Annotated in this window: 20 protein-coding genes; 7 read left to right on the plus strand and 13 right to left on the minus strand. The window is 67.9% G+C overall.

Annotation, left to right across the window (positions count from 1 at the left end):
- Positions 1–44: 44 nt before the first annotated feature.
- Positions 45–1658, minus strand: coding sequence for a DHA2 family efflux MFS transporter permease subunit (locus BKN51_RS39295; protein ID WP_101612374.1), 1614 nt, complete (start codon positions 1656–1658; stop codon positions 45–47).
- Positions 1639–2265, minus strand: a complete 627-nt coding sequence (locus BKN51_RS39300) for a PadR family transcriptional regulator (RefSeq protein ID WP_101612375.1) — start codon at positions 2263–2265, stop codon at positions 1639–1641. The genes BKN51_RS39295 and BKN51_RS39300 overlap by 20 nt, the downstream gene beginning before the upstream one ends.
- Before the next feature lie 158 nt (positions 2266–2423).
- On the opposite strand from BKN51_RS39300, the gene BKN51_RS39305 reads away from it, so the two are divergent.
- Positions 2424–3803: a serine hydrolase domain-containing protein gene (locus tag BKN51_RS39305; protein WP_101612376.1), complete on the plus strand. Its 1380-nt coding sequence runs from the start codon at positions 2424–2426 to the stop codon at positions 3801–3803.
- Here the strand turns inward: BKN51_RS39305 and BKN51_RS39310 are convergent.
- From BKN51_RS39310 to BKN51_RS39345, 8 genes are all read right to left on the minus strand, one after another.
- A complete protein-coding gene (locus BKN51_RS39310) occupies positions 3800–4120 on the minus strand; it encodes a hypothetical protein (RefSeq protein WP_101612377.1) in 321 nt (106 codons plus the stop codon). The two genes, BKN51_RS39305 and BKN51_RS39310, sit on opposite strands and share 4 nt — an antisense overlap.
- Positions 4117–4323, minus strand: a complete 207-nt coding sequence (locus BKN51_RS39315) for a DUF397 domain-containing protein (protein ID WP_101612378.1) — start codon at positions 4321–4323, stop codon at positions 4117–4119. The genes BKN51_RS39310 and BKN51_RS39315 overlap by 4 nt, the downstream gene beginning before the upstream one ends.
- Before the next feature lie 200 nt (positions 4324–4523).
- Positions 4524–5354 carry a helix-turn-helix domain-containing protein gene (locus BKN51_RS39320; protein ID WP_101612379.1) on the minus strand — a complete coding sequence of 277 codons (831 nt, stop codon included), beginning with the start codon at positions 5352–5354 and terminating at the stop codon, positions 4524–4526.
- A 120-nt stretch (positions 5355–5474) separates the two neighbouring features.
- Positions 5475–5693, minus strand: coding sequence for an acyl-CoA carboxylase subunit epsilon (locus BKN51_RS39325; RefSeq protein WP_101612380.1), 219 nt, complete (start codon positions 5691–5693; stop codon positions 5475–5477).
- Positions 5690–7330 (minus strand): acyl-CoA carboxylase subunit beta, encoded by a 1641-nt coding sequence (locus BKN51_RS39330; protein ID WP_101612381.1) that lies wholly within the window; start codon positions 7328–7330, stop codon positions 5690–5692. The genes BKN51_RS39325 and BKN51_RS39330 overlap by 4 nt, the downstream gene beginning before the upstream one ends.
- A 58-nt stretch (positions 7331–7388) precedes the next feature.
- On the minus strand, positions 7389–8051 hold the full coding sequence (locus BKN51_RS39335; protein WP_101612382.1) for a response regulator: 663 nt from the start codon (positions 8049–8051) through the stop codon (positions 7389–7391).
- Positions 8048–9199, minus strand: coding sequence for a sensor histidine kinase (locus tag BKN51_RS39340; protein ID WP_101612383.1), 1152 nt, complete (start codon positions 9197–9199; stop codon positions 8048–8050). Before BKN51_RS39340 ends, BKN51_RS39335 begins: the two co-directional genes overlap by 4 nt.
- 571 nt (positions 9200–9770) lie before the next feature.
- Positions 9771–10190 carry a MarR family winged helix-turn-helix transcriptional regulator gene (locus BKN51_RS39345; protein WP_101612384.1) on the minus strand — a complete coding sequence of 140 codons (420 nt, stop codon included), beginning with the start codon at positions 10188–10190 and terminating at the stop codon, positions 9771–9773.
- A 96-nt stretch (positions 10191–10286) separates the two neighbouring features.
- Here BKN51_RS39345 and BKN51_RS39350 point away from each other — a divergent pair, with 96 nt between their 5' ends.
- Positions 10287–10892 (plus strand): flavodoxin family protein, encoded by a 606-nt coding sequence (locus BKN51_RS39350; RefSeq protein WP_101612385.1) that lies wholly within the window; start codon positions 10287–10289, stop codon positions 10890–10892.
- Here the strand turns inward: BKN51_RS39350 and BKN51_RS39355 are convergent.
- Positions 10851–11618 (minus strand): NAD(P)H-dependent oxidoreductase, encoded by a 768-nt coding sequence (locus tag BKN51_RS39355; protein WP_101612386.1) that lies wholly within the window; start codon positions 11616–11618, stop codon positions 10851–10853. The genes BKN51_RS39350 and BKN51_RS39355 overlap by 42 nt on opposite strands.
- A gap of 43 nt (positions 11619–11661) precedes the next feature.
- On the opposite strand from BKN51_RS39355, the gene BKN51_RS39360 reads away from it, so the two are divergent.
- The 5 genes from BKN51_RS39360 (at position 11662) to BKN51_RS39380 (ending at position 16033) form a co-directional block, all read left to right on the plus strand.
- Entirely contained in the window at positions 11662–12672 is a 1011-nt protein-coding gene (locus BKN51_RS39360; protein ID WP_168214650.1) for a GlxA family transcriptional regulator, read from the plus strand.
- 60 nt (positions 12673–12732) lie between these two features.
- Entirely contained in the window at positions 12733–13431 is a 699-nt protein-coding gene (locus BKN51_RS39365; RefSeq protein ID WP_101612388.1) for a lysoplasmalogenase family protein, read from the plus strand.
- A gap of 67 nt (positions 13432–13498) precedes the next feature.
- Positions 13499–13816 (plus strand): ArsR/SmtB family transcription factor, encoded by a 318-nt coding sequence (locus BKN51_RS39370; RefSeq protein ID WP_101612389.1) that lies wholly within the window; start codon positions 13499–13501, stop codon positions 13814–13816.
- Entirely contained in the window at positions 13813–14247 is a 435-nt protein-coding gene (locus tag BKN51_RS39375) for an SRPBCC family protein (RefSeq protein ID WP_101612390.1), read from the plus strand. The genes BKN51_RS39370 and BKN51_RS39375 overlap by 4 nt, the downstream gene beginning before the upstream one ends.
- 22 nt (positions 14248–14269) lie before the next feature.
- Positions 14270–16033, plus strand: coding sequence for an alpha/beta hydrolase family protein (locus BKN51_RS39380; protein ID WP_101612391.1), 1764 nt, complete (start codon positions 14270–14272; stop codon positions 16031–16033).
- Between the two features lie 3 nt (positions 16034–16036).
- On the opposite strand, the gene BKN51_RS39385 is transcribed toward BKN51_RS39380, so the two are convergent.
- A complete protein-coding gene (locus tag BKN51_RS39385; RefSeq protein ID WP_101612392.1) occupies positions 16037–16465 on the minus strand; it encodes a VOC family protein in 429 nt (142 codons plus the stop codon).
- Positions 16466–16507: 42 nt separating this feature from the next.
- The gene (locus BKN51_RS39390; protein ID WP_101612393.1) at positions 16508–17434 is read right to left on the minus strand and encodes a sigma-70 family RNA polymerase sigma factor; all 927 of its coding nucleotides are present in this window, start codon (positions 17432–17434) and stop codon (positions 16508–16510) included.
- Positions 17435–17445: the final 11 nt, after the last annotated feature.

Below are 17445 nucleotides of genomic sequence, written 5' to 3' on the forward strand. Positions count from 1 at the left end.
AAATTTTGCAAGGAACGGGCCTTTCATTGCACGGGGGAGGGGGGTCAGGCGGCGCTGGTGGCGGGTTCCGGAGCCGGAGCGGGAGGGACACGCGGAGCCGGACGACGCATCGTCAGCGCCGCGAGCACGCCCAGCAGCAGCACGGCCGCCGGAAGCAGCAGCGTCACCCGGGCGGCGTCCGTGAGTCCATTGTGGACGGCGTCGAGAGCGAGCCGCTGAGCCTGCTCCGCCACGTCCGCGGGAAGTCCCGAGAAGCCCGTCTGCCCGGAGGAACCGAACTCCCCGGTCGATTCCGCGGCCTTCGCGACCCCTTCCGCGAACGGCGCGCGGTACTGCTCCGGCAACGCCGTCGCGGCCGATGCCGCCTCGTCGGCGATCGAGGCGCTGATCCGCGCCTGCAGCAGCACGCCGACGGCGGCACTGCCGAGCACGCCGCCGACCTGACGCGCGGTGTTGAAGATGCCCGACGCGGTCCCGGTGAGCCGCGGCTCCACCGAACTCATCGCGATGTTGCCCATCGGCGCGAAGATGAACCCGATCCCGGCGCCCGCCACCAGCAGCGCCGGGGTGAGCGTCCACGCGTTCGCGCCCGCCCGGGCGATCAGGGCCACCAGTCCCATGCCCGCCGCCAGCGCGGTCAGCCCGATGATCAGCAGGACCTTGCCGTTGACCTTGTCCGAAGCCCGGCCGACGAACGGGCCGATCATGCCCGCCAGCAACGACATCGGCGCGAACAGCAGGCCGGACATCGTCGGTGACTCGCCGAGGACGGCCTGGATGTAGATCACCAGCGGCAGGAACATGCCGGTCATCGCGAAGCCGACGGTGACCGCGGCCAGCGTTCCGGCCGAGAAGTTGCGGTTCGAGAAGACACTCAGCGGCAGAAGCGGTTCGTTGCGGTTGAACCGTTGCCACACCACGAAAGCGACCAGCAGGGCGAGACCGGCGCCGATGATCTCGAACACGGTGATCGGGCCCAGGGCACGTCCCCAGTCGTACTGCTGTCCATTTTGGACTCCGTACACCACGAGGAACAGTCCCGCGCCGGAGAGCAGGATCCCGGGAACGTCGAAGGAATGCGAGTGTTTCGGCTGCCAGTCCGGCACCTTGAGCAGCGCCAGTGCGAGCGCGACCACGCCGACCGGCAGGTTGACGAAGAAGATCCATTCCCAGCCGAGATGGTCGACGAGCACGCCGCCGAGCAGCGGGCCGACGATGGCCGCGATCCCGGCGACACCGCTCCAGAGTCCCATGGCGGGGCCGCGTTTCGACGGCGGGAACAGGTGGCTGATGAACGCCAGGGTCTGCGGCGTCATCAAAGCGGCGCCGAGGCCCTGCACCGCGCGGGCCGCGATGAGCATCTCGACCGTGCCGGACAGCCCGCACCAAAGCGAGGCCAGCGTGAAGACCACGAGGCCCGCCAGGTAAACGCGTTTCGGTCCGAAACGGTCGCCGAGGCGGCTGGCGAACAGCATCGGCACCGCGTAGGCCAGCAGGTAGACGCTGATCACCCAGACGATCGCGTTCAGCCCGGCGCCGAGTTCGCGCAGCATCGCGGGGATCGCGGTCGAAACGATCGTGGTGTCCAGCAGGATCATGAAGAAACCGAGGCACAGCGCGGAAAGCGCGGCCCAGGGATTAGCTTGTCTTGCGTTCATCGGTGTCGTCCTTGGTGACCAGGTTCAGATGGGGCTTGCAATGGCCCTGGAAGTCGATGCGGCCGGATTCCAGGTCCTCGACCAGTTTTTGGGTCCACTCGAGCTCGAAGGCCCGCCGCGCGGTGGCGTAGGACCAGTCGAGCCAATAGATCTCGGGGAGTTTGTGCTCTTCGACCAGGCTTTCGAGGACGACCTGGTCGGAGGCGGCGGAGGCCTGCAAGCGCAGGACACGGTGCTTGAGCTGGGTGAGCGACATTTCGGGGCCGAGTTCGTCGATGACGGCGAGGGCACTGAGGTACTCGGGGTACTCCTCGGCAGGCGTGCTCAGCATGTCCTGCGCGCGGTCCACGAATTCGTCGCGGCCGGCGTCCGTCATCGCGTACACGGTGCGCTCGGGGCGCTTCCCGTCGCGCTGTGTTTCGACGATCTCGACGAAACCGTTCTGCTGCAAGCGATCCACCGTGTGGTAGAGCGATCCGGCCTTCACCTTGACGCGCGTGCTGACATAGCGCTCCTTCATCAGCTGCGCCATCTCGTAGGGATGCATGGGCCGCTCGTGGAGGAGCTCCAGCACCGCCATGGCGAGCGGAGTGAGTTTCGCGGCCATGCATGGTCCTCTCGGAAGATTCCGGATCGATTATTCCGCGTGGACTATATGACACGAGTCCGGATTTTTTCAAGGGAGCCCACTGCTTGCGTACGCCGATCGCTTGTGCGTACAGTGTGCGCAAGACGAGAACGACGTACGCAACGAAGGGGAAAGCCATGACGAACACCGCGAACTGGGACGCCGGCCGCTGGCAGGCCAAGCTGGACGAGCTCCGCGCCGCCCACCACGTTCCGGGCGCCGTGCTCGCCGTGCTGGCGGGTGGCGAGATCCACGAACTCGCGAGCGGCGTCCTGCATCGCGGGACCGGCGTCGAGACGACGACCGATTCGGTGTTCCAGCTCGGCTCGATCGCCAAGATCTACACCGCGACCCTGGTCATGCGGCTGGCCGAAACCGGCGAACTGGACCTCGACGCGCCGGTCGTCGAGGTGCTGCCGGAGTTCGAGACGATCGATCCCGAGGCGACCAGGGCGATCACCATCCGGCAGCTGCTGAGCCACACCAGCGGTCTCACCTGCGATTTCCACCTGGACACCGGCCGGGGTGACGAGTGCATCGCCCGCTTCGTCGAGGCGAGCAAGGGCATCGCGATGGACTGCCCGCCGGGGACCGCGGTCTCCTACAGCAGCGTCGGGTACCAGGTGCTCGGCCGCATCGCCGAGGTGGTCACCGGGCTGACCTGGGATCAGGCGCTGAAGGAGTTCATCTTCACGCCGCTCGGGCTGAAGCAGTCGATGACCCTGCCCGAGGAGGCGCTGAGTTTCCGCGCGGCGATGAGCCACCTCGGCGAACCGGGACAGGAGCCGGACCCCGCGCCCGCCTGGGATCTGATGCCGCGGTCGGCGGGACCGGGCGCGCGGGTGATCGCCTCCGCCGGCGACGTCGTCCGGCTCGCGCGGATGCACCTCGACGGCGGCCTGGCGCCCGACGGGACCCGTGTCCTGGCGCCGGAAACGGTCGAGGCGATGCAGCGCCGCGAGACCGACGTCCCCGACAAGTGGACGGTCAGCGCGGACGGCTGGGGACTCGGCTGGACGCTCTACGACTGGGACGGCACGCCCGGCATCGGTCACGACGGCGCGTCCATCGGGCAGTACGCGTACCTGCGCGTGGTGCCGTCGGCGGGAGTGGCCGTCGCGCTGGTGACCAACGGCGGCGGCGCCCGGCAGCTTTACGCGGCCCTGTTCCGTGAACTGCTCGACGAGTTCGCCGGAGTCCGCATTCCCGACGCCTTCGCGCCGCCCGCCGAACCGCCGATCGTGGACCTGGCGCGCTTCGAGGGCGTCTACCGCCGCGAAGGCGTGGTCATCACGGTGACCGGGGATTCGCGGCTGAGGTACGAATTCGTCGACGGCATGAAGGACTTTTCGCCGCCGCTGGACATGGATCTGGTGCCCGTCACCGACACCGTCTTCGCCGCGTCAGGTGCCGGCCCGTCGTTCAGCGAGGACTGGATGCCCGTGGTGTTTTCGACGCTCTCGACCGGCACGGACTGTGTGTACATCGGGATGCGTGCCGCCCCGAAGGTCGCCTAGTTCAGGCGTCTCGGCCCGATTTCGCGTTCGAGGAAGCGGTGGTACTCGATGGCCGCTATCGAATTCTCCAGCTGTTCGAACGTCGGCGCGGGGAGTGCCCCGTTGAAGACGATCGTCAGGCTCTTGCGCGGGATGTTGATGACGTACGGGTCGACATCGAGTTCTTCGCAGTTCTGACGCAGGACGGCGGTCCAGTGCTCCAGGTCCTCGTCTTCGCCGAGGTGTTCCCAGCGCGCGACGATCCAGTTGCCGTTGATCAGCTGGCCCGCCATCTCCCGCGGATCGTGGACCATGTACGGCTCGGCGACGTCGTTCATCGGCCAAGGTGATCGAGGAGCGCGGCGAAGGACTCGGCCGGGAGGACCAGGATCGGGCGGGTCTCGTCCGGCAGCGCCCACTGCTTGGTGTCGCGGATGCCGATCAGGCCGGGCGAACCGCCGACCTCGACGCAGGCGTTCTCTTCCCAGTGCGTGTAAGTCGACTTGTGCCAGTCGGTCATGCGTTCGTGCCAGATGGTCATCGGAGGGCCTTTCCCCAGTGACTGTTTCGGCAAGTAGACGGGTTGCGCGGCAGCAAGGTTGGCGATATCGGGTGATCTGTTCCGATTGGTCGGTGAACGGCTCCGGTGATCGCGTTCGGCGCAGGAAAAGGGACCTTCACCGCAAGCCGCTTTACTCACGATGCACTCTCGGAGTGCATAGCGCCAAGGGTCTTTTGTCACTAAAGCGGTTCGACCGCGAGCTGTCGGTAGTCGGTGGCGATCCGCGTCAAATGGGCACAGGCGACGTCGTCGTAAGTGGCGTAGCGCTCGACTTCGGCGAAGTTCTTCTCGTAGTCGGCGACTTCCCGTTCGTCCGTGACGATCGCCGTCGCCGTCTGCGTCCCGAGAAGGACCGCCCGGGAGTCGTAGATGTCGAAACCGTGGAGGACGGGGACGGAGACCGGAGTGGTCCACGGGATCACGCCCAGCCGCACCCGGCCGCTGCAGGACAGCTCGATGAGGTGGCCGAGCTGGGCCTGCATGGTCGCCGCGCCGCCCATGTTCCAGCGCAGGGCGCCTTCGGTGATCACGAAGTGGAACTCACGGTTCGAATCGAGGATCCGCTGGCGCTCCAGCCGGGCCTCGACGGTCTGGTCGCGTTCGCTGTCCGGCAGGGGGTCGCGGAACAATGCGGTGATGTAGTCGCGGGTCTGGAGCAGGCCGAAAACGATGGTCGGCTGGAAGCTCCGGATCCGGGCGGACGCCGTCTCGATCTTGCCGATGCGCTGCTGCATCCGCCACGCACCGCGCTGCAGCACGACGCGGGCGGACGACGCTTCCTCTCGGAGGTCCCGGGTGATCGCGACCAGCGCCCGCCGGATCTTCGCGGGCGCGCGGTAGGCGCGGCACAGCGCGACGACCTGGTCCTCGGTCGGCATGAACGCGCCGGTTTCGACCCGCGAGACCTTGGACTGGCTGAGGCCGGTGAGAATCGCCGCCTCGGTACCGGACAACCCGGCGGCTTTGCGCAGACGGCGCAACTCGGCGGAGAGATGGTCCTGGTTCGTCACGCACGGCTTTCTGGGGCGATCGCGGATACCTAAGACCTGGCGAACCGGACGAGCCGGACCGCCAGATCTGTCACGATAGCCCGCGGGATCCCGTTCCGCGCTTCTCGCGAGGGAGCCGGTTCAGCGAGGGAGTGCCGAAGCCCGCCAGGCGCCGTCGCCCGGGGCGAGCGGGGCACGCACGAGCGAGGCTTTGTCCGCCCACCACGACTCCCGTTTCGGCGCGGGCTCCGGAGCCCGCGCACTCGCCGCCGCCGCGACGACGGCGGTCAGCGCGGCGAGTTCGACGTCGCTCGGATCTCCTCGGACGACCCGCAGCAGCGGGGTTTCGGGCGCGCTCACAGCGGGATGTTCCCGTGCTTCTTCGGCGGCAGCGTCTCGCGTTTGCCCTGGAGCAGCGAGAGCGCCTTCGCGACGTGGCCGCGGGTGTGCGCGGGCACGATCACCGAGTCGACGTAACCGCGCTCGGCCGCCGCGTACGGGTTCAGGAGCGTGTCTTCGTACTCCTGGATCAGCTCCGCGCGCAACGCGTCGACGTCCTTGCCGTCGGCGGCGGCCGCGGCGAGTGTCTTGCGGTGCACGATGTTCGCCGCGCCCTGCGCGCCCATGACCGCGACCTGTGCCGTCGGCCACGCCAGGTTGATGTCCGCGCCGAGGTGCTTGGACCCCATGACGTCGTACGCGCCGCCGTACGCCTTGCGGGTGATGACGGTGACGAGCGGGACGGTCGCTTCGGCGTAGGCGTAGATCAGCTTCGCGCCGCGCCGGATGATGCCGTTCCACTCCTGGTCGGTGCCGGGCAGGAAACCGGGGACGTCGACGAAGGTCAGGACCGGGATGTTGAACGCGTCGCAGGTGCGCACGAACCGTGCGGCCTTCTCGGACGCGTCGATGTCGAGGCAGCCGGCGAACTGGGTCGGCTGGTTCGCCACGATGCCGACGCTGCGCCCGTCCACCCGGCCGAACCCGACCAGGATGTTGGGCGCGAACAGTTCGTGCACCTCGAGGAAGTCGCCGTCGTCGACCACGCGGTTGATGACCTCGTGCATGTCGTACGGCTGATTCGGCGAGTCCGGGATCAGCGTGTCGAGCTCGCGGTCCGACTCGGTGACGTTCTCGAAGAACCCTCCACCGGGTGCGGAGTCTGTCTCGAACAGCGGCGCCTCCGACAGGTTGTTCGCCGGGAGGAACGAGAGCAGTTCCTTGACGTACGCGATGGCGTCTTCGTCGTCGGAACCGAGGTAGTGCGCGACACCCGAACGGGTGTTGTGCGTGCGCCCGCCGCCGAGTTCCTCGAAGGAGACCTCTTCGCCGGTCACGGTCTTCACGACGTCGGGGCCGGTGATGAACATGTGGGAGGTCTTGTCGACCATCACCACGAAGTCGGTCAGCGCGGGGGAGTAGACGTGCCCGCCCGCGTTGGCGCCCATGATCAGCGAGATCTGGGGGATGACGCCGGACGCCTTGACGTTCCGGTTGAAGATCTCGCCGTACAGCCCGAGCGAGACGACGCCTTCCTGGATCCGCGCGCCGCCGCCCTCGTTGATGCCGACGATCGGGCGGCCGGTCTTGATCGCCAGGTCCATCACCTTGACGATCTTCTCGCCGTACACCTCGCCGAGCGACCCGCCGAAGATGGTGACGTCCTGGCTGAACACGCACACCGGACGGCCGTCAACGGTTCCGTAGCCGGTGACGACGCCGTCGCCGTAGGGCCGGTTCTTCTCCTGGCCGAAGTTGACCGAGCGGTGCTTCGCCAGCTCGTCGAGCTCGACGAACGAGCCTTCGTCGAGCAGTAGCTCGATCCGCTCGCGAGCGGTCTTCTTGCCCTTGGCGTGCTGTTTCTCCACCGCCCTCGCGGAACCCGCGTGCACCGCCTCGTCATACCGGCGGTACAGGTCGGCCAGCTTGCCGGCCGTGGTGTGGATGTCCGGTTCGTCCTCGGGCGGCGTCCCGAGCGGCTCCGTCGCACTGCTCATGAATCCGCAGCCTAGCTACTCAATGGTCACTTCGCGTGTGGCGTAGACAACGTCCGGATCAGAGCGCGGCGCGCACCAGACCGGATTCGTAGGCCGCGATCACCAGCTGCGCGCGGTCCCTCGCCGCGAGTTTGTGCAGGAGACGGCCGATGTGCGTCTTCACCGTCGCCAGCCCGAGATGCAGCGTCCCGGCGATCTCGTCGTTCGACAGGCCGCGCGCGATCAGGCTCAGCACCTCCCGTTCGCGGGTGGTGATGCCGTCGAGCGACGGCGCGACGCGCTGGCCCGCCTCGGGCAGCCGGGCGAATTCGGCGATGAGCCTTCGCGTGATCGACGGGGCGAGCAGTCCTTCACCCGCCGCGACGACCCGGATCGCGGTCAGCAGCTCGGCGGGCGGAGTGTCCTTCAGCAGGAATCCGCTGGCGCCCGCGCGCAGCGCCGAATAGACGTAGGCGTCGAGATCGAACGTCGTCAGCATCAGCACGTGGACGCCTTCGGTGGCGGCCGACGCGCAGATCCGCCTCGTCGCTTCGATCCCGTCCAGCTCCGGCATGCGGACGTCCATCAGCACGACGTCCGGACGTTCCTTCTCGGCCAGTTCCGCCGCCTGGAGGCCGTTGCCCGCCTCGCCGACGACCTCGAGGTCCGGCGCGCTGTCGACGAGCACGCGGAAGCTGCCGCGCAGCAACGCCTGGTCGTCGGCGATCAGTACGCGGATCATCGCGTCCCCACTTCCTTGACGGCGTACGGCAGCCGCGCGAACACCCGGAATCCCCCGGCGGGAAGTGGTCCCGCCTCGAAGTCACCACCGTAGACCGCGACCCGCTCGCGCATGCCGATCAAGCCGTGCCCGCCCGTGGCAGAGGCCGAGCCTTCGCCGCGGCCGTCATCGACGATCTCGACGCTGACCTCACCGGGGCCTTCGGTGATGGTGACCCGGCAGACCGACGGTCCCGCGTGCTTCACGACGTTGGTCACCGCCTCCTGCGTGATGCGGTAGACCGAAAGCGCGACGCCCTCGGGGAGCTCGTCCACCACCTCGCCGGTCAGCTCGACGCGCACCCCGGCCTGCCCGGCGCGTTCGGCCAGGGTCCGCAGATCGGCGAGTTTCGGCGCGGGGCCGAGCGCGGCCTCAGGAGTGCCGTCACCGGAACGGAGGACGCCGAGCATCCGCCGGAGTTCGACGAGGGTTTCGCGGCTGGTGAGTTCGATGACCCGCAACGCTTCGCGCGCTTCCTCGGGCTGTTCCTCGGCGACGTGATTGCCCACCGCGGCTTTGACGGCGATCAGGCTCATGCTGTGGGCGACGACGTCGTGCATCTCGCGGGCGATCCGCAGGCGCTCGTCGGACACCGCCTGATCGGCGTGCGCCTCGGTGAGCAGGGCGAGATTCGCCTGCCGCTGGCGCGCCGTCCAGCCCAGCGCCCACGAACCCGCCACCCCGCCGCCCGCGAACGCGATCGACGCGAACGTGGAGGGCCCGAGCTGCACGACTTCGAGGACCGCGACGACGAGCAGGCCGAGGCCCAGGGCGATCAGCGAGCGGGCTCGCGGGTATTCCAGTGCCAGGGTGTACAGGGCGCACGCCATGGCCAGGATCGCGGCCGGGCCCAGCCCGTTGCCCGCGAGGACGGCCGGGGTCAGGCTGAGCAGGCCGAGGCCGTAGGCCGCCACGGGCCAGTGCCGTCGCACCACGATCGCGATCGCGCACGCGGCGACCGTCGCCCAGGCGAGCCACATCGGGATGGCGACGGTGAACGTCCACGTCTTCGCGGCGAGGTTCCCGCCGACGGACACCACCAGCACCAGCGCGACGATCACGTCGAGGACGTGCGGCACCCGGCCGGGGAGCGCGGACGGCTGTTTCATACGGCGAACCTAGCCGGGCGCGGGGCTTTCGCGCGTCCGTCCGGTGGAGGTCATCCCCAGGGTGGAGATCAGCTCTCGGGAGCGGTGGGGCGTGGGTCGGGCCGGTCGTGAGTGGCGATTCGGTTAGGGCCAACGGTGTCTTAGGTACCTGCTGGATTCTGGGTGCGAGTGATCGCAGGTCCGTGAAGGCCTCCTTCCCTACCCTGAAGGTAGTGAAGGAGGCCTTCACGGACTTCGTGACACCGGAACCGGCTGGTGTGGCCTCACGGTGGACTGGGTCAGCGACGCCCTGACCAGCGCACGTGCGAAGTGGCAGCGGTGGCACGGTCGAGGGTGGAGGAATCGGGACGTTGAGTGTCCCAATTCCTTCATCGTCGCGGGATCGTTCCGGTCTCGGAGCTTGATCAACGGAAGATCGGGGACACTCAACGTCCCCAAACCTCCGTTGATCAAGCCCCGACCATCCCTCTGTCCCCGCTCGCCCACATCGGCAAACAGAACAAGCCCACCGAGACGACATCAGGATCCTGCGGGTAGACAAATACGGGTCCACCAGAACCCGCGGCGCCACTCACGAGACGCCGCGAAGCGCGGCGACGGCGTCCTTCAGCTCAGGGTCGGCTTCCGCCTTGTCGAGAGCGGCCGCCAGCACCTCCTGATAGGTCGGCTCGGTCTCGGCGTGCCGCTTCCTGCCTTCTTTGGTGATGCACGAATACACGCCGCGGCGGTCGGCCTCGCACGGGTCGCGCTCCGTCAGTCCGGCGTCTTCGAGGCGGACGACCATCCGGCTCACGGAACTCTGGTTGAGCCCGATCGCCTCGGCGAGTTCCTGCATGCGCAGGACACCCTTCCCGGTGGCGGCCAGCTTGCCGAGCGCGCGGAACTCGGAAAGACCGAGTCCGTGCCGTCGTTGCAATGCCTTCGCGAGTTCTTGCTCGATGCGCCCGTGCAGCGCGAGGACGCGGCCCCACGCCAGTTCATCGGCGGTCAAGGCGACCTCCCTAGTTTCCTTGACACCAGTTTACATGCAGTGACAGAATCTGCTTGCACATACATGTACTTTGAAATCACTTCGGAGGGGATCGCCATGGCCGACGGTCGAAGCTTTCTGTTCCTGGTCGGGAGTGCCCGTGCCGGTGGCAACACGGAGATCTTGGCGAGGCGGGCGGCCAAAGAGCTTCCTCGTGGCGTCGGGCAGCGGTGGATCCGGACGGCCGAGGTCCCGTTGGCGCCGTTCGTCGACAGGAAGCACGACGGTGAGGACTTCGTGCCACCGGCCGGAAACGAGCGGTTGCTGCTCGACGCGACCTTCGCCGCCACGGATCTGGTGATCGCGTCGCCGGTCTACTGGTACAGCGTTTCGGCGTCGGTGAAGCTGTACTTCGACCACTGGGCGAGTTGGCTGGATCAGCCGGAACTGGAGTTCAAGGCGCGGATGCGCGGCAAGACCCTGTGGGGGGTGAGCGCGCTCGCCGAGCGCCCGGAGCAAGCGGAACCGTTGATCGGGACGTTGCGCAAAACCGCCGAATATCTCGGAATGCGGTGGGGTGGGCAGTTGCTCGGCAACGGAAGTCGTCCCGGTGACGTCCTGCTCGACGAAGGCGCGCTCAAGGCGGCCGAAACCTTCTTCGCCGATGCGGACCTCGTAGGTCTAGAGGAGGTGAACGCCGTTCCCGCTTCGGCCGGGAGCTAACTCCGCGCGGAGCACGAGGTGCTCGTCGTAGTCGCCGCCGTTCTGGGAGCGGAACGGGATCGGGTCGCGAGTGGACAGTGTGCGCAGCCGGCCGTGCAGGGTCGCGACGGCGTCGTCGTACTGCTCGGGGGAAACGCGGTCGGCGCCGCAGATCGTCAGCGGGGGGAGGACGGACATTCCCGCGTACCACAGGGTTCCGTGTTGCAGCGGGAACAGCAGGTCGTCGATCTCGCCGTTCACGCCGCGTGGTCCGACGGTGGCTTCCGGCGCGCCCGCGGTCAGCAGGACCATGGCGCGCTTCCCGGCCAGGGCTCCTTCGCCGTAGCGCGACGTCTTGCCGTCGGGGCGCCGCACACCGTAAGTGAAACCCTTGACGAACACGCGGTCGAACCAGCCCTTGAGGATCGCGGGCATCCCGTACCACCACAGGGGGAACTGGACGATCACGGTGTCCGCCCAGTCCAGTTTCTCGTGCTCCGCGCGGATGTCGTCGCTGAGTTCGCCGGTCTCGAAGGCGTGCTTCGACGTGGAGCCGACGATCAAGCGATCACTCGGTGCCGCTGAACCGAAGTCGTCGGCGTCGACGACGGCCTTCCACTTCATCGCGTACAGGTCGGACTCCCGGACGTTCGCCCCCTGGGCGCGGAGCGTGCGCAAGCCTTCGTCGCGCAGCGCGCCGCCGAGGGAGCGAGGTTCCGGATGGGCGAAGATCCACAACACGTTCATGTCCCCACCGTCCCTCGGCGCTCAGGTCGACGCGAGTGGCCCGATGGCCAACATGTGCAAGAATCGAGCCATGGGCTTTTTCGCGCATCCGGCCCGCCATCGGGTCGCCGTGCTGGTCCGGCACGGAATGCTGGTGATGGAGCTGGGCATCGTCACCCGGCTGTTCGGCACGGCCAAATCCGCCGACGGCGAGCGGCTCTACGACGTCGTCACCTGCACGCCGGAGCCGGGGCAGATCCGGACCGACGCCGACATCACCATCTCCGTCCCGGTCGGACCCGAGGTGCTGGCCGAGGCCGACACCGTGGTCATCCCCGCGTCGTCCACCGAGTACGAGCCGACCGGGCAGGACCTCACCGAACCGCTCGCGCGGGCGCTGGAGCTGATCCGGCCGGACGCCAGGATCGCGTCGATCTGCACGGGTGCCTTCGTGCTCGCCGCCGCCGGCCTGCTCGACGGCCGGAAGGCGACCACGCACTGGCGTTCGGCGCTGGACTTCCAGGCGAAGTTCCCGAAGGTCGCCCTCGATCCCAACGTGCTCTACACCGACGACGGCAATGTGCTGACGGCGGCGGGTGTCGCGTCCGGGATCGACCTCTGCCTGCACATGATCCGCTGTGATCACGGTGCCGCGGTCGCGAACGAGGTCGCGCGCGGGACGGTCGTCTCGCCGCACCGGGAGGGCGGGCAGGCTCAGTTCATCCGCCGCCCGGTTCCGGAACCGCAATCGTCGTCGACGGCGGCGGCGCGGACCTGGGCGCTGGAGAACCTCGGCAGGCCGCTGACGTTGCGCGAGCTCGCGGCGAAGGAGTCGATGAGCACGCGGACGTTCACGCGGCGTTTTCGGGACGAGGTCGGGATTTCGGCCTTGCAGTGGCTCACTCAGCAGCGGGTCGAAAGGGCCCGTCAGCTGCTTGAGGAGACCGATCTGCCGGTGGACAAGGTCGCCACCGAGGCCGGGTTCGGCACCGCCGCTTCGCTGCGCCAGCACCTGCAGGCGGCGCTCGGTGTCTCGCCGAGCGCGTACCGGAACACCTTCCGCGAAGCCGTTTAAGAGACGTCGGCGAGCTGACCTCCTGGTAACTTACCCAGAAATAAGTTCCGGAGGTGGTTCGTGAAGGCCCTCAAGTTCGCCGAGCGGGTGCTGTTCGGCGTCGCCGCGATCGGCACGGTGTATTCCGCCAGGACGGGCAACCGGCGGTTGCAACTGGTGACGAAACCGGCCGCGGTCCCCGTGCTCGCCGCTCGCGTCGCCCGCGCGCAAACGCTTGCACCAGGGGAGAAGGGCCTGCTCATCGCCGGTTTGGTCGCGGCCGGTGCGGGCGACCATTTCATGGGCCGGTCGCACGAGGATCGCGAACTGATCAAGGGCGCGACGTCGTTCGGCGTGATGCAGGTGCTGTACTCCGCGTTCTTGTGGCGTCGCGGTGCCCGTCCGCGTGCCGCGACCGCGTCGCCCCGGCTCGGAGCCTGGGCTGCGGCGGCTGTCGCGATGGCGCTGCCGAAGCCGTCTCCGGTGTCCTCGGTGCTTTCGGTCTACGGAGGGCTGTTGAGCACGACGTCGACCCTCGCGGCCGACCCGGCCTTGGCGCCGAAGGCCAAGGTCTCGGGTGGAATGGTGGTCCCGTCGGGCGACCGCCGGACCTGGATCGCCGCCGGCGCGCTGCTGTTCTCCGCGTCGGATCTGGCGATCCTGATCCGCCGCAACTTCGTCACCAGCGAGCGGGTGCGGGCGAACCTCGAGACCTTCGTGCTGACGTCGTACCTCGCCTCGCAGTGGCTGCTCGTCGAAGGCATGACCGCGGAGAAGTAGAAAGTTAAGCATTTACTTGACTATCGCTCGGCGTGGGCGGATAGTTAAGCATGTGCCTAACCAAAGGATGGATCAGGTGTTCAAGGCGCTTTCCGACGGGACGCGCCGCGAAATGATCGAGCGCCTCACCCGGGGACCTGCCTCGGTGGGGGAGCTCGCGCAGCCGTTGTCGATGTCGTTGCCCGCCGTGATGCAGCACCTCCAGGTGCTCGAAACCTGCGGGCTGGTCCGGACGGAGAAGGCCGGGCGAGTCCGCACCTGTCACCTCGAACCGGACGGCCTGCGCATGGCCGAAGACTGGCTCGGCGGGCAGCGCACCGGCTGGGAACACCGGCTCGATCGCCTTGGTGGCTTTCTGGACTCCGATGAAGGGAAACGGTCATGACCGTCAAACACGCCACTTTCACCCTCGAACGCGTCTACTCCGCTCCGCCCGAACGCGTTTTCGCCGCCTGGTCCGACCCTGCCGCGAAAGCGGGCTGGTTCACCGTGCCGGGCGGCGGCCACTCCTTGGACTTCCGCGTCGGCGGCCGAGAAGTCACCACCGGCCCGCCCGATGACGAGAAACGGATGGCCTTCACGTCGAATTATGCGGACATCGCCGAAAACGAGCGGATCGTCTACGCGTCGACGCTCTCCGCGAACGACGTCCCGGCGACCGTGTCCGTCACGACGATCTTGTTCGAAGCCGAGGCGGGCGGCACCCGGCTGACGCTGATCGAACAGGGCACCTTCCTCGACGGTCACGAAGAACCGAGCTGGCGGGAGCAGGGAACGGGCGACTGGCTCGATGAACTGGGCAAAGCGTTGGCGTAGCAATTTCCGGCAGGATGGGGACATGCTGACCGCTGAGCTGATCGTCGACAGCCGTTTCCCGTCGGTACCCGCGCTCTCCTCCGACGGGAAATGGGTCGCCTACCAGGTTTCGACCATCACGAAAGGTGTCCCCGAGATCTGGCTCGCCGCTGTGGACGGCAGCGAAAAGCCGCGGAAGCTGGCCGAAGGGTCCTCGCCCCAGTGGTCCGCGGACGCCCTCTACTTCCTCCGGGACGGCCGTGTCTGTTCGGGGGACGAGGAACTGTTCGCCTGGCAGAGCGAGATCACCGGGTTCGTTCCGATGCACGACAGGATCGTGTTCATCGCCGAGGACGAGACGCCCGCGCCGGCCATCTGGGTCTGGAGTGAGAGCCTTCGCCCGGCGCGGCTGCGGAGTTTCGATCCGCGGACCGGCGAGATCGCAACGCTGGTCGAAGACCACGTCGTCGCCGTCGCCCGCCGCCCGGACCACAAGGCGCTCGCCGTCGTCACCTGGCCGACGCCGGAGGCCGATCCGGGTGGTCTCGAACCCCGGCTTTCCGTGCTGGACCTGGAAACCGGTGAGCGGCACGATCTCGGCCGGGTCGCGGTCGAAGCCACCGGCCCCGTTTGGTGGCGGGACGAGGACGGCTGGCACATCGCGTATCTCGGGAATCCGGAACCGGTGGGTGGCCGGGCGGTCTTCGACGTTTCCGTGGAAACAGGGGAACAGCGGAACCTGACCGAGGAATCGACCTGCCCGGTCGAGCTCGCGCAGGTCGATTCCGGTGCTCCTCTGGTGCTCGTCGCCGACGGGCTCGACACGGCCCTCCATCGGCTCGGGTCCGGCGAAGTGTCGTTCTGGCGTGGGCAAGCTGACGCGCTGGCCTCGAACGGCGAGATCGTGGTGACCGTGCTGAGCACCGCGCACCGGCCGAAAGATGTCCATTGTGGACCGGTGGGCGGGGCGTCGACGCGGGTCAGCGACACGGCGCCGGAGTTCGCCGGGATTTCGTGGGGCTCCCAGGAACGGTTGTCCTACAAGGCGTCCGATGGCCTCGCGTTGGACGGCCTGCTCGTTCTGCCGCCGGGAAAGACTCGGGCCGACGGGCCTTTCTCGCTGGTCACGCGGGTTCACGGCGGACCTTACGACCGGCACGCGGACCGCTTCATGCTCGGCTGGTTCCCGTCCGCGCAGTGGCTGGCCCTGGCAGGGCACGCCGTCTTCCTGCCGAATCCCCGTGGGGGACAAGGCCATGGGCATGAATTCGCGGCCTCCGTCGCCGGACGGGTCGGCCTGGAGGAATGGGGCGATATCGAGACCGGGATCGATCTCCTCATCGCCGAAGGAGTGGCCGATCCGGAGCGGCTCGGGATCGTGGGCGGGAGCCACGGCGGATACATGACGGCCTGGGCCGTCGGGCAGACCCGCCGGTTCAAGGCGGCGCTGATGGTCGCCGGGATCTGTGACTGGAGCATGCTCGCCGCGACCGGTGAACTCGGTCCGCTGATGGAAGCCGCGCACAGCGGGAGTATCGGCTGGGAAGGGACGGGCCCGCACCGGCACGATCAGCTCAGCCCGATCTCCTTCGCGTCGAAGGTCGAGACCCCCGTCCTGATCGTGCACGGTGCGGAAGACACGAACGTCCCGTTGTCCCAGGCGGAATTCTTCCACCGCGCGCTACGCCACTTCGGCGTCGAACACGACCTCGTCGTGTATCCCGGCGAAGGGCATTCGCTCCGCGGGCGGGAACACCAGGTGGACCTGCTCCGCCGGTCTCGCGAGTGGTTCGCGCGCCTGCTCTAGCTTTCAGCCGTTCTGCGGCTGTCCGGGGATGTGCGTGCCGAAGGTCCACTCGTACCCTTCGAGATCGTCGACCCGGCAGCGGTAGTTGCCCCATTCGGTGTTCGCCGGTTCCCAGACCTGCGTCGCTCCGGCTTCGACAGCGGAGGCGAAGACGGCGTCCACGGCCTCTTGCGTCGCAAGGCTGACGTAGAGGCCGTGGCCGACCGTCTCACCCTTGCGGGTCGCATGGTCGTAGTCCTCCTCCGCGCTGAACACGATGATGGAGGCTCCGCCGAGCCGCAGTTCGGAATGCAGGATCAGACCCTTGTCGTCGGGGAACTCCATGAGGGTCTCGAAGCCGAAGGCGCTTTCGAGCCAGCGAAGCGCCTTCGGAGCGTCGCGGTAGGCGAGGTAGGAGTGGAGGGAAGCGGGGCGTGCCGTGGTTTCGGTCATGGGCAGAGCTTGGCAACCAATGCGGACACCTGCGGTCCTCGATCAGGGAATCTTGCCCGGCAATCCGAACCGGGTCAGATCGGCTGTCAGGAACGACACGACTTCGGCGATCTTCGTGCCGTTCAGCACGACCAGGTCGAGCCCGCCGGGGACGAAGGCGTTCTCCCTTTCGTCCCACAGGTACGTGCCGAACGCGAGCTGCCCGTTCGCGCGCGCCGGGAGGAGCCGCCACTCCCTGGTCAGCGGGCCGTCGAGCAGGAACGCGCGGATGGCGTCGGGGCCCTGATACCACTCGGGCAGCGGCGGCATGCTGTACCTGGCGTCTTCGGTGAGCATCGCGACGATGGCGTCGACGTCCCGGTTTTCCCAAGCCGCGACGTATTTGCCCGCCACTTCCCGGAAGTCGCCGATCGGCCCGGGCTCTCCGTGAAGCCGCACGACCTTGCGGGCGCGCTGCAGGGCGCTGTTGACCGAGGCCACCGTGGTCTCCAGCTGATCGGCGACCTCCTGCGCCGAAAACTGCAGTACCTCACGAAGCACGAGCACCGCCCGTTGCACCGCCGAAAGACGCTGCAACGCCGCGACGAAGGCCAGCTCGATGTTCTCCCGGATCAGGAACCCGGCTTCGGGCCCCTGATCCGGATACGGTTCGAGCCAGAGGCGTTCGGTTTCCGGCGCGTCCGGGCCCAGATCGGCGGGCAGCTCGCGGCGTCCCCGCCGCTCGATCGCCGTCAGGCAGCGGTTCGTGGCGATCTTGTACAGCCACGGCCGGATCGACCCGCGACCGTCGAAGCGATCGAGACTCTTCCAGGCCCGGACGAGGGTTTCCTGCAGCGCGTCGTCCGCGTCGTGCACCGAACCGAGCATGCGGTAACAGTGCGCGTGCAACTCGCCGCGAAACGGGGCGACCAGCCGCCCGAAAGCGGCCGAGTCACCCGCCTGCGCCGTTTCGAGCAGTGTCTCCGCCATCCGTCGCCTCC

The sequence above is a fragment of the Amycolatopsis sp. BJA-103 genome (genome assembly GCF_002849735.1).
Taxonomy (GTDB): domain Bacteria; phylum Actinomycetota; class Actinomycetes; order Mycobacteriales; family Pseudonocardiaceae; genus Amycolatopsis.